This is a genomic window from Vagococcus sp. QWL-13 (assembly GCF_058683555.1).
This window is the reverse complement of the sequence record NZ_CM178746.1, coordinates 2,359,011-2,370,667: the sequence shown is the minus strand read 5'-3', so window position 1 is coordinate 2,370,667 and position 11,657 is coordinate 2,359,011. Positions and strand designations below refer to the sequence as shown.

Here is an 11,657-nt window from a genome sequence, read left to right as displayed (position 1 = left end):
GCTAAGACGAACGTTGTGATATCAACGTTTGTCTTTTTCAAATAACAGCTAATTACTGTTCTTTCGATGCCATGTAGACTTTATGGTAAGAATCTACAGGAGTATGATATAATTTTTATGTATCAACTCTCAGACTATAGTTTGATTTTAGAATTGATTTTTTATGCTATAGTGGAATTAACAACCAAATAGTTTCAATTTAAAAAATATTTGGTAGACGGGAGAAGTGTTATGAAAGTACTGTTATACTTTGAAGGGGAGAAGGCACTGGGGAAATCAGGCATCGGCCGGGCTTTGGAACATCAAAAAAAAGCATTGTCGGCAGTCGGTGTCGACTATACGACAGACCATCATTGCACTGATTATGATGTGATACATATCAATACTTATGGATTGAAGAGCAGGTCAATGGTGCAGAAAGCCAAAAAAGCAGGAAAAAAAATCGTTTATCACGCCCATTCGACAGAGGAAGACTTCAGGAACTCGTTTGTTGGTTCCAATCAATTGTCGCCATTGGTAAAAAAATATTTGATCAGTTTATATTCTCAAGCAGATCATTTGGTAACACCGACAGATTATTCCAAAGAACTTTTAAAAAGTTATGGCCTGACAGTTCCTATTTCAGCGGTTTCTAATGGCATTGATTTGGACAGGTACAAAAAAAGCGAGGAAAAAGAAACAGCTTTTCGCAATTATTTTAATATCAAAGATGGGGAAAAAATAATCATTTGTGTGGGATTGTTCTTCGAACGAAAAGGAATTATAGATTTTATCGACATCGCAAAATTATTTCCGGAATACCGCTTTATCTGGTTTGGACATGTACCCTTGATGTCGATACCGGCCCACATCCGTAAAATTGTCAAAGAGGATCACCCGGAAAATGTTGAGTTTCCAGGCTACATCAGAGGAGAAATTATCGAAGGCGCCTATTCAGGCAGTGACCTGTTCTTTTTCCCATCTTATGAGGAGACGGAGGGGATTGTGGTTTTGGAAGCAATCGCCAGTCATCAAAAATTATTAGTACGGGAAATACCGGTCTATGAAGGCTGGTTGGAGAAGGACGTTAATTGTTATATGGGCAACAATAATGAGGAGTTTGCTGAACTTTTACAGCAAATCGTAGAAGGGGAAAAGCCGGATTTGTGTCATGCCGCCTATGAAATAGTAGAAAACAGGAGCATGAAAAAAATCGGGGAAGAGTTGAAAAAAATATACACATCTGTGTTGGAAGAAAAAATAATCTCGGAAAACTCTAAAACAGCACATCAATGTTAGTTAGGGTTGAGTTGATTTGGAGGAGAATTCATGAAAATAGGCTTGTTTACAGACACTTACTTTCCCCAAGTGAGTGGTGTGGCGACTTCTATTAAAACTTTAAAAATTGAACTTGAGAAATTGGGACACGAAGTAATTATCTTTACGACGACGGATCCTCAAGCAATAGATGAAGATCCAATGATTGTCCGATTGCCCAGTATACCCTTTATTTCATTTAAAGAACGCCGCATTTTAATCAGCGGTATGAGTGATGCTTATGAGTGGGTGAAACACCATCATTTGGATATCATACATACACACACGGAGTTCGGCGTAGGATGGTTAGGGAAGTATATCGGGAAAAAATTGAATATACCGGTCGTGCACACTTATCATACGATGTATGAAGAATACCTGCACTACATCGCCAAAGGGAAGCTGATAAGACCCAGTCATGTGAAACAAGCTACGCTGGCTTTTTCACGGGGGCTGAGCGGCATCATCTGTCCAAGTCAGCGAGTCGTTAAAAAAATGCAAGAATATGGCGTCAGAGCACCTTTAAGAGTAATTCCCACCGGCATCGAGGTAAATAAGTTTTATGCTAAAGAAACTTTATTGCCTGAGACTGATGTCAGGGCGCAAATCAGTATGGGCGAAAATGATTTGTTGCTGTTATCTCTGAGCCGGATTTCTTATGAGAAAAATATTCAAGGAATCATCAAGGGACTGCCCAAAATTTTGGAAGTGATGCCGGAAACAAAATTGATGGTCGTGGGGAATGGTCCGTATAAGGAAAAGCTGGAAGAGTTGGTTGCAGCACTTTCTCTGGACCACGCAGTCAAATTCATTGGGGAAGTCCCCAATGATAAAGTGAGAGATTTTTATCAGACGGCAGACTTTTTTGTTTCAGCTTCTTCTTCTGAATCTCAGGGGTTGACTTTCATTGAGGCTTTAGCCGCCGGTACAAAAGTTGTAGCAAAAGAGAACGATTATTTAAAGCAATTATTATCTTCAGATGAGTTGGGAAGGACTTTCAGGGAGGATCAGGACTTTCCAGAAGCATTGATTCATTTTTGCAGTGAACAGCAGCCCCTTCGTCGGGAGACTTATGAGGCCAAAATAATAGAAATATCCAGCGAGCGCTTTGCTGAAAATGTGTTGGGCTTTTATGAAATAGCTAAAAAATACCATCTGCTTATGGTTGAGATTAAAGCGAGTATCAGTTTGCCTCACCAGTTGAAGATTATGGCGCCTAAAAGTTTTTTTGTAAAGCGGTCAAAGGATGAAAATAAATGACAGATATGATTCTCTGCATGATCGGATTTGAGACAGCAGTGAATGATGTCTGTTTTTTTATATGATATAATAAAGGAAAATTTAGGGAGGCCGAGCCAGTGACTAAAAGAGTGGGATTTATTGGAACAGGTGTCATGGGAGCAGCAATCGTGAAACACTTGCTCAATGCTGAGTATTCAGTGAATGTATACAATCGAACGAAAGCTAAAACCGTAGAATTACAAAAAGAAGGGGCGATTTGGCAGGAAACGCCTAAGGATGTTGTAGATCAAAGCGATGTAATTTTTTCCATGGTAGGTTATCCAGCCGATGTGGAAGAAATCTACTACGGTGACCAAGGGGTTTTTAGCGGAGAAGTTAAAAATAAAATATTGGTGGATATGACTACCAGCACACCGACCTTAGCGGAGAAGATTTATCATTCTGCAAAAGAGTTAGGGGCGGACAGCTTGGATGCACCGGTTTCCGGTGGAGATTTGGGAGCTAAGAACGGTACGCTGACAATTATGGTCGGCGGTGATTTATCGGCCTATGAAAAAACATATCCGCTTTTTCAAGTTTTTGGAAATACTATTAATCATCAGGGCACGGCAGGAAAAGGCCAGCATGCCAAGATGGCCAATCAAATCATGATTGCCGGGACAATGACCGGTATGACAGAGTTATTGGTTTATGCTGACAGGGCAGGTTTGGAGTTGGAAAAAATCATTGCAACTGTGGGTGGAGGAAGTGCAGCAAACTGGTCCTTGGCTAATTATGCACCGAGAATTTTAAAAGAAGATTACAGTCCCGGCTTTTTTGTGAAACATTTTGTCAAGGATTTGAAAATTGCGCTTGAGGAAGCTGAAAGAATGGAGATTTCGCTACCGTCCACTGAGAAAGCTAAAGAGCTGTACCAAAAATTAGCAGACAAAGGTTGGGAAAATGATGGGACCCAAGCCCTAATCAAATTGTGGTGGGCAGACGGGAAACCGGCAAGTACAAAATAAGATGAAATTTAGATTAAATTTTCTATTATCGGTGCAACAGTCAACACTTTTTGATACAATGTAACAGGAAGTGAAACTAAAGGAGGCAGATCCAATGAAAAATTCAAAATTAGTTGCCATACTTAAACGATTGGATGCTATGACTGAAGCTACAGATAATGAGGTGCAAGTGCGCCGATTTGAAAAAGACGGCGTTGAAAAGTGTTTAGTCACTTATGATGCAGCGACTGAGACCTTTGAACTGACTGAGTCGGACACTCAAAAAATTTACCAATTCGATGACATTGACTTTGTTGCTATAGAAATTTTTGATTTGTTAGATGTATAGAAAACAAGGACTCAAGATAACTCTTGGGTCTTTATCATTTATAAGGGAGAGAAAAAATGAACACTAAAAGATGGGTAGCCATTGCTATTGCGGCTGCAATAGTTATTTTTACAATCAGCATGCCAAGTCGGCAAAAAAAACAGGATCAAAATCTGGAAGCACTGCTGTCCCAGAATGGATTAGTAGAAAATGTTATTCAAGAAGGAAATAGCAGTAAAAAAATCGCAAAATTGACAATCGACGGAGCAATCACTTCTCAAGGGTCTGGCAGTATCTTTAGTGAAGCATCCTATGATCATGATTTCTTTATTCAATCGTTGAATGAGATTTACAATGATCAAAATGTGTCGGCTGTTTTCTTGGAAGTGAACTCACCTGGTGGAGGTGTCTATGAAAGTGCGGAAATCGCTCGTTTAATTAAAGAAATCCAAACAGAGCGTAAAATACCACTTTATGTGTCGATGAAGAGTATGGCTGCCAGCGGAGGCTACTATGTTTCTGCCAGTGCCGACAAGATTTTTGCAACGGAAGAGACAATGACTGGCTCGATCGGTGTGATTATGTCTGGGTTGAACTTCGCGGATTTCTTGGATGAATTGGGCGTAGAAGACACCACTGTCAAAAGCGGTGAGATGAAAGATGTGGGGTCATCTACACGCAAATGGACAGAGAAAGACCGGGAAGTGCTTCAATCAATGATTAATAATTCTTATGACCGCTTTGTAAAAATCGTTTCTGACGGCCGCGGGATGGACGAAAAAATCGTCCGTGAGATTGCTGACGGCAGAATTTATGACGGTTCTCAAGCTTTGGAAAATGGGCTCATAGACGAGATTGGTTTTCCGGAGGAGGCTCTGACAGCACTCCAAGAAGATTACCAACTGCAAGATGCACAAGTGTTTGAATATGAGTTGGACAAAGGATATTTCTCTAAAAACTTTCCTTTTCTAAATATTTTTACGAAGCAAGATGTGTTGCAAAGCAAAAAAGCGACGACTCAAGCCGAGCTCTTGCAACAAATGGAGACGGCAGACGCACCTCAAATGATGTATCTTTATGGAGGTGAGTAGGATGAATAATCATTCAGATGATTGGCAGGAAATTCCGGAAAAAGATACCGGAGAAGAAAACAGCCGTGCCGAATTCACAGATGATGCTATGAACGAAAAGTCGAAAAAACAGAAAACATCTTTTGATTTTCAGGAGACAGATGATACACCGGAACATTTTTCGCTGCTAGGTAAAAAGCCCCAAAAATCAAATAACTATTACCAGTTTCCAAATTATTTTTATGCCGGCTTTTGGATACGATTCTTCGCTTTTTTAGTGGATCTATTGATGATTTTGTGCATAAGGACTGTTTTTCTCGGAAAAATTTTGGCTTTGTCTGCTGACAGCCGATTGTATCTTGTGGGGGCACTGGTTTGTTATTTAGGGTATTTTATCCTCATGACAAAGTTTACCAATGGACAGACTATCGGGAAAATGATTTTTGGTTTAAAAGTTGTTTGTTTCAATGAAGAAAAATTAAGCTGGACAACGGTACTTATCCGTGAGGGGGTTTGCCGAATCATCCTGCAAAAAGGGCTCTTTATGCTTGGTTATCTGGTGGCTGCTTTTTCGCCTAAGAAACAACACATTGGCGATATGTTTTCAGATACCAGTGTGGTCAGTATCAATATCATCAAAGCTTATCAAGGTTTAGAGGCATAAAAATGAGTAAGGACTTGCTGGATTTTCCGCAAAACTTTGAAGGACACTTGCGTTTAGGGAAAAGTTTTTTACAGGACGGAAAAACGTCGGAAGCCATCAGTCATTTTGAGGTGGCTTATGATGAAAAAGATAGTTTAGCGGCTAATGAATGGCTGGTGAAGGCTCTGACTCAAGAGAACCGTTACCAAGAAGCCCTGGGAATCGCCAATGAAAAACGTCAAGATTATCTGCTGGATGGCCGACTGCTTAACATCTATCTGGAATTATTGTTGGGGGCTCAGCAATTAATCACTTGCCGTATGCTTGCAGCACATTATTTAAAAGATAATGAAAAAATCTCGGCCTTCGAACAGCGGGTAGAAGAAATTGAAGGTTTTCTCTCAGCTTATCAAAGCCGCCAGCTGGCTGATAAAATCGAAGAGTTGAGCAGCATACAGCCGAAAACTTATGAGCTCAATCGGTTTTTAACGGAACTGGAGACTCTGCCATTGGCGGATTATCTGCGATTAACTAAAAAAATCTTGGCGGATACCCGCTATCCATTGCTGTTGCGGACCTTGCTTTTAGAAAAATTAGTTTATCTGAAAGTTGATCAAGAAGTGCAGATACTTGACTTTGAAGGCAAGCAATACCAAGTTGTACCCTCAACACTGCCACTGGCACGAGAACAGCAAATGTTTCTCAAAGTGATAAAGTTTATGAAATCATTGTTGACGGAAACGGCGGACGAGCAGCTGGCTCAATTGTTGCGGGAACAGCAATTGTACTTTAATTGTTTATACCCGTTTGCCGACCGCTGGATAAAAAATGAAGAGCGTTGGGTACAAGCTTGTTTGGCACCTTATCAAGAGATTTTGGCGGTGTCTTTAGACTGGCTGCCGAAAAGCGAAAGACAAGCAGAAAACCTGTTATTGGAAAAATTAAAAAAATCTTTGGACGAAAGTTTTGCCGGGGGATAAGGGAATATACTTCTTATTTCATTTACATTTACCGGCATTTGTAGTACTATTGTAAAGTATGTAAATGACTATATTGATAGTGGAGGGAATAGATAAATGACAGCCAAATGGGAAAAAAAAGGCACAAATGATGGTGTCTTAACATTTGAAATCGCTCAAGATGTGATTCAACCAGAATTGACAAGAACATTTAATAAAGTGAAAAAAAATCTAAGTGTACCGGGGTTCCGTAAAGGAAAAATCTCACGCACTGTGTTTAATCGTATGTATGGTGAAGCTGCACTGTATGAAGACACTTTGAATGTTTTACTGCCAAAAGCTTATGAAGCAGCCATCGAAGAAGCAGGAATCGATCCGGTTTCTCAACCGAAAATCGACGTGGAAAAAATGGACGGCCAAGGTGCTTGGGTGATTACAGCCGAAGTGACAGTAAAACCGGAAGTTAAACTAGGCGACTATAAAGATCTGACAGTCGAAAAACAAGACCGAGAAGTGACAGAAGCAGAAGTAGATGAAGCGATTGAAAAAACACGTGAATCCTTAGCTGAGCTTGTCTTGAAAGAAGACGAGGAAGCAGTTCTTGGCGACACTGTGGTCATTGACTATAAAGGAATGAAAGATGGTGTAGCATTTGATGGCGGCACAGCTGAAAACCATTCCCTAGAGTTAGGTTCTAATTCATTCATCCCTGGTTTTGAAGATCAGCTGGTAGGAGCAAAAGCTGGCGATCAAATGGAAGTGAAGGTTACATTCCCGGAAGAATATCATTCAGAAGACTTGGCTGGTGCCGATGCAGTCTTTGAAGTAATCGTCCATGAAGTCAAGGCAAAAGAATTGCCGGAACTGGATGATGATTTTGCGAAAGATGCAGATGAAGAAGTTGAAACATTTGCAGAATATAAAGAAAAAATCCGTAAGAATTTGGAAGAAGCAAAAGAAAAAGCTGCCAAAGATAAAGTAGAAGAGCTTGCAATCGAACAAGCGGTAGCTAATGCAGAAGTTGTCGAGTTGCCTGAAGTCATGGTTCATGATGAAGTGCATCGTGCAATGGATGAATTTTTTGCAAACATGAAACGTCAAGGAATCTCTCCAGAAGTCTATTACCAAATTACTGGTACGACTGAAGCAGACTTGCACCAACAGTATGAAGTAGATGCTGACAAGCGTGTGAAAACCAGCTTAGTTGTGGAGGCGATTGCTGCGGCAGAAGATTTCGAAGTCACTGAAGAAGACATCAATGAAGAAATTTCCAGCTTGGCTGAGAGCTACGGCATGGAAGTGGAAGCTGTCCGCAATGCTTTGTCGGAAGATATGCTGAAGCATGATATCACGTTGAAAAAAGCTTTAAGTACAATCACTGATACAGCAAAAGAAGTTTAGTCGGATATGTTTATGCGAGAAAGAGTAGAGGGGGTCTCCTTTGCTCTTTTCTTGTTTGGATGTGTTTAGTATCTTTATTGGACCATTTGTGATAAACTTGTTTCAGAAAATGTAAGGAAAAGGGAGGCCAGAAAAAATGTATGATGATTCAATGGATGGTAACGGTACAGTACGTTGCTCATTTTGCGGCAAGTCTCAAGACGAAGTACGTAAAATCGTAGCTGGTCCCGGAGTCTATATTTGTAATGAATGTATCGAATTATGCAAAGATATTATAGATGAAGAGTTCCATGAAACGGCGGCTCAGGAGTTCCTGGATGTGCCTAAACCGAATGAGATTTTATCTGTTCTAGACGAATATGTAATCGGTCAGGAAAGAGCCAAAAAAGTCTTATCCGTGGCGGTTTACAATCATTATAAACGGGTCAGCAATATGGAAGCTCATGAAGAAGATGAAGTGGAGTTGCAAAAAAGTAATATTTGCTTGATTGGTCCCACAGGGTCAGGGAAGACTTTTCTTGCTCAAACGCTGGCACGGACATTGAATGTGCCGTTTGCCATTGCGGACGCAACTAGTCTGACCGAAGCAGGCTATGTCGGGGAAGATGTAGAAAACATCTTGCTGAAATTGCTTCAAGCTGCAGATTTCAATGTGGAACGGGCAGAAAAAGGGATTATCTATATCGATGAAATTGATAAGATTGCACGTAAAAGCGAAAATGTTTCTATCACTCGTGATGTTTCAGGTGAGGGCGTCCAACAGGCTTTGCTGAAAATTTTAGAAGGTACTGTGGCCAGTGTTCCCCCTCAAGGAGGACGGAAACATCCGCAACAAGAGTTCATTCAAATCGATACGACGAATATTTTATTTATCGTCGGTGGTGCTTTTGATGGCATCGATACGATTGTAAAAGAACGTCTAGGTGAAAAAATCATCGGCTTTGGTAAAACTTCAACTAAAATTGATGAAGACCAGAGCATGATGCAGGCAATTATCCCGGAAGATTTGTTGAAGTTCGGTTTGATACCGGAATTCATCGGCCGTTTGCCGGTGACAGCCGCTCTGGAAAAACTGACTGAAAATGATTTGGTCCGTATCTTGACAGAACCGAAGAATGCTTTGATCAAACAATATAAAAAATTATTGGAATTGGATGACACAGTATTGGAAGTTCAAGAGGATGCGCTGAAGGCTATAGCCAATCAGGCAATCGAAAGAAACACAGGTGCGCGGGGGTTGCGCTCGATTATTGAAACGGTGATGATGGATATCATGTTTGAAATCCCTCATAGAGATGATATTAAGAAAGTTATCGTGACAAAAGAAACTGTGGAAAATAAGAGCAATCCGATGTTGATTTTAGAAAACGGCAAAAAAGTAGGATAGAGATAAAAGTGCGATGGAAAATCGCACTTTTTTTATGGGAAGGCTTAGAAATTTGGTTTACTATCTTTTACTAGGCAGCTGGTTTGATTTGTGTTACCATATTGAAATTGAAGAGGTGTCGAATATGAATGTCAATCAAGCAGAGTTTATCATCAGCGCTGTGTCGCCAAGTCAGTATCCTGAGGACGGCTTGCCGGAAATTGCTTTAGCAGGGCGCTCCAATGTAGGAAAATCATCTTTTATCAATACGTTAATCAATCGAAAAAATTTAGCCCGTACGTCAAGCAAACCCGGGAAGACCCAAACCTTAAATTTTTATTTGATAGAAAACAAGTTCTACTTTGTGGACGTGCCCGGTTATGGCTACGCCAAAGTTTCGAAAGCAGAAAAAGCCAAGTGGGGTCCCATGTTAGAAACCTATTTTACTCAACGGGAAAATCTTCGAGCCGCGATTATCGTAGTGGATGGCAGACATGCCCCAAGTAAAGAAGACCAGCAAATGTATGAATTTTTAAACTATTATGGCCTGCCAACAATCGTGGTCGCTACGAAAATGGATAAGATTCCGCGCGGGAAGTGGAACAAGCAGGAAGCTTTAGTGAAGAAAGGTTTGAATTTTCAGAAAGAAGATAAATTTATTTTATTTTCTTCGGAAACCAAGCACGGAAAAGAAACTGCGTGGGAATTGATCGAAGGGTATCTGGGATTGGAAGATTAGGATATTTGTTAGCGTAGTAAAAATTTTAATGTTTTTAAGAAAAATTATGAACTCGACAATGACAAATTTTATTACTGATAGGAAAAGGCAATAATTAAACCTATCACTTGGATAGCGGTTTTATTTATATGCCGAGAAAGATAGTTTAATAAAAGCATGATTTTATCATTGTGATTTTATTTTTGGCAAGCTGTTTGTAGGTCATTTGTAGCCTGTTTTTGATTTCTTAGGTCGAAAATACAATTTGAGCGTGCTTTAAATGGTAGTTTCATTTTTAAAATCTAAATAAATAAAAGTTAGAAGCCCCCAAAAAGTTAGATTATTGACTTAACTTTTTGGGGGCTGATTTTTTTGGAAAATATGATTTTGAATTATAAATGGAAGAAGTTCAGGCTCACATCCAAAATTTTGCCAATAATGAATTTTTAGATATTTTCATTTAAAGATAATTTTTAAAATTCAATATTTAACAATTTGTGACATTTTTTTATCTTTAATTTTTTTGTAAAGCGTTTCTTAAGGGGATTGGGAGTATAATATACGCAATAAAAATAATTATCACTAAAAATTTTTTTATTTTCTTCTTGACTTACTAAAAGCCGATTGTTAACATGTGAGTTATTAAAGCGTTTTCATTATTTTTAATGACGGAAGTCAATGGAGATATAAACGTTTTAATAATCGGGGGATTATGTATTAGAAGGTTTCGAAAATATTTTAGGAATGTTAAACTCATCAGAAATTAAATAGGAGGGGAATAAATGGGAAAGATAAGGTTTGTTTTTGTGAGCTGTTTTTTACTGATGCTGCTTTTTTTACTGAGCGGTTGCGGTGAAAGCGGGGCTTCTAAAGATTCAAAAAAAGAGGATTCTTCATCGGAAGAAGCGTCATCAGCAGTGGAGGCGATAAAAAAAAGAGGAGTGCTCACGCTGGCTACTGGAACGTATGTACCTTTTGAATTCCGTGACGAGAAGACAAATGAAATTATCGGCTTTGATGTTGATTTTGCTCAATTAATTGCCGACAAACTCGAAGTTGATTTGGAAGTAACTGATATGGATTTTAAAAGCATCGTTCCCTCAGTTCAGAAAGGGGATTATGATATTGCGATTGCGGCAATGTATGACACACCGAAACGGCGGGAGCAAGTTTTGATGTCTGATTCCTACATGAGCACAGGTATGGTGCTCGTTGCACCTAAGGGAAACCCAAAAAATATCACTTCTTTGGCAGATTGTGATTCTTTAGTAGTAGGTTACAAAGTAGGAGGTACTTCTGAAAAAGTGGCATTGGAGGCCATGGAAGAACATAAGATTAAATTTGTCCCCAAGGGTTATGACGAAACAGTGGGGCATGCAATGGATTTGCAGGCAGGGAGAGTAGATGTGGTTGTCAATGATTTATTGAATCAGATGGAGTTGAACAAAACTTTTCCAGATCAGGAAATCATCACCGAACCATTCACCCAAGCAAATCTTTCGGTAGCTGTAAAAAAAGAAAATGTGGATTTGATGACAGTCATCAATGACTTGATTAAGGAGTATAAAAAAGATGGTACTTATGAAAAATTATATAAAAAATGGATTGAGTAAAGTTCTATAAAAACACATTGGGATTCTCAATCATT

10 protein-coding genes and 1 pseudogene are annotated in these 11,657 nt (G+C 39.5%); all 11 read left to right on the top strand.

Going from position 1 to position 11,657, the window contains the following annotated elements:
* The first annotated feature begins 231 nt into the window (after nt 1-231).
* Complete coding sequence (locus tag AC4PHI_RS11105) at nt 232-1,278, top strand: LTA glycolipid anchor biosynthesis glycosyltransferase, IagA/BgsA family (protein ID WP_492199928.1); 1,047 nt, start codon at nt 232-234, stop codon at nt 1,276-1,278.
* Between the two features lie 30 nt (nt 1,279-1,308).
* Nucleotides 1,309-2,556: a glycosyltransferase gene (locus AC4PHI_RS11100; RefSeq protein ID WP_492199927.1), complete on the top strand. Its 1,248-nt coding sequence runs from the start codon at nt 1,309-1,311 to the stop codon at nt 2,554-2,556.
* An 89-nt stretch (nt 2,557-2,645) separates the two neighbouring features.
* Nucleotides 2,646-3,545: pseudogene (locus tag AC4PHI_RS11095) on the top strand (NAD(P)-dependent oxidoreductase); the annotation flags it as partial.
* A gap of 94 nt (nt 3,546-3,639) precedes the next feature.
* On the top strand, nt 3,640-3,873 hold the full coding sequence (locus tag AC4PHI_RS11090; protein WP_492199926.1) for a YkuJ family protein: 234 nt from the start codon (nt 3,640-3,642) through the stop codon (nt 3,871-3,873).
* A gap of 56 nt (nt 3,874-3,929) precedes the next feature.
* Entirely contained in the window at nt 3,930-4,943 is a 1,014-nt protein-coding gene (gene sppA, locus AC4PHI_RS11085; protein ID WP_492199925.1) for a signal peptide peptidase SppA, read from the top strand.
* Nucleotide 4,944: 1 nt separating this feature from the next.
* Complete coding sequence (locus AC4PHI_RS11080) at nt 4,945-5,586, top strand: RDD family protein (protein ID WP_492199924.1); 642 nt, start codon at nt 4,945-4,947, stop codon at nt 5,584-5,586.
* 2 nt (nt 5,587-5,588) lie between these two features.
* Nucleotides 5,589-6,545 (top strand): hypothetical protein, encoded by a 957-nt coding sequence (locus AC4PHI_RS11075; RefSeq protein ID WP_492199923.1) that lies wholly within the window; start codon nt 5,589-5,591, stop codon nt 6,543-6,545.
* A gap of 96 nt (nt 6,546-6,641) precedes the next feature.
* Nucleotides 6,642-7,925, top strand: coding sequence for a trigger factor (gene tig, locus AC4PHI_RS11070; RefSeq protein ID WP_492199922.1), 1,284 nt, complete (start codon nt 6,642-6,644; stop codon nt 7,923-7,925).
* Between the two features lie 136 nt (nt 7,926-8,061).
* Nucleotides 8,062-9,312, top strand: coding sequence for an ATP-dependent Clp protease ATP-binding subunit ClpX (gene clpX, locus AC4PHI_RS11065; RefSeq protein WP_492199921.1), 1,251 nt, complete (start codon nt 8,062-8,064; stop codon nt 9,310-9,312).
* Nucleotides 9,313-9,436: 124 nt separating this feature from the next.
* Entirely contained in the window at nt 9,437-10,030 is a 594-nt protein-coding gene (gene yihA / locus AC4PHI_RS11060; protein WP_492201589.1) for a ribosome biogenesis GTP-binding protein YihA/YsxC, read from the top strand.
* Nucleotides 10,031-10,791: 761 nt separating this feature from the next.
* Nucleotides 10,792-11,622, top strand: a complete 831-nt coding sequence (locus AC4PHI_RS11055) for an ABC transporter substrate-binding protein (RefSeq protein ID WP_492199920.1) — start codon at nt 10,792-10,794, stop codon at nt 11,620-11,622.
* Nucleotides 11,623-11,657 lie beyond the last annotated feature (35 nt).

Coding starts and splice junctions, on each gene's coding strand:
- yihA (WP_492201589.1), top strand. CDS start 9,437: ATGAATGTCAATCAAGCAGAGTTTATCATCAGCGCTGTGTCGCCAAGT.
- tig (WP_492199922.1), top strand. CDS start 6,642: ATGACAGCCAAATGGGAAAAAAAAGGCACAAATGATGGTGTCTTAACA.
- AC4PHI_RS11100 (WP_492199927.1), top strand. CDS start 1,309: ATGAAAATAGGCTTGTTTACAGACACTTACTTTCCCCAAGTGAGTGGT.
- AC4PHI_RS11090 (WP_492199926.1), top strand. CDS start 3,640: ATGAAAAATTCAAAATTAGTTGCCATACTTAAACGATTGGATGCTATG.
- AC4PHI_RS11075 (WP_492199923.1), top strand. CDS start 5,589: ATGAGTAAGGACTTGCTGGATTTTCCGCAAAACTTTGAAGGACACTTG.
- AC4PHI_RS11080 (WP_492199924.1), top strand. CDS start 4,945: ATGAATAATCATTCAGATGATTGGCAGGAAATTCCGGAAAAAGATACC.
- clpX (WP_492199921.1), top strand. CDS start 8,062: ATGTATGATGATTCAATGGATGGTAACGGTACAGTACGTTGCTCATTT.
- AC4PHI_RS11105 (WP_492199928.1), top strand. CDS start 232: ATGAAAGTACTGTTATACTTTGAAGGGGAGAAGGCACTGGGGAAATCA.
- AC4PHI_RS11055 (WP_492199920.1), top strand. CDS start 10,792: ATGGGAAAGATAAGGTTTGTTTTTGTGAGCTGTTTTTTACTGATGCTG.
- sppA (WP_492199925.1), top strand. CDS start 3,930: ATGAACACTAAAAGATGGGTAGCCATTGCTATTGCGGCTGCAATAGTT.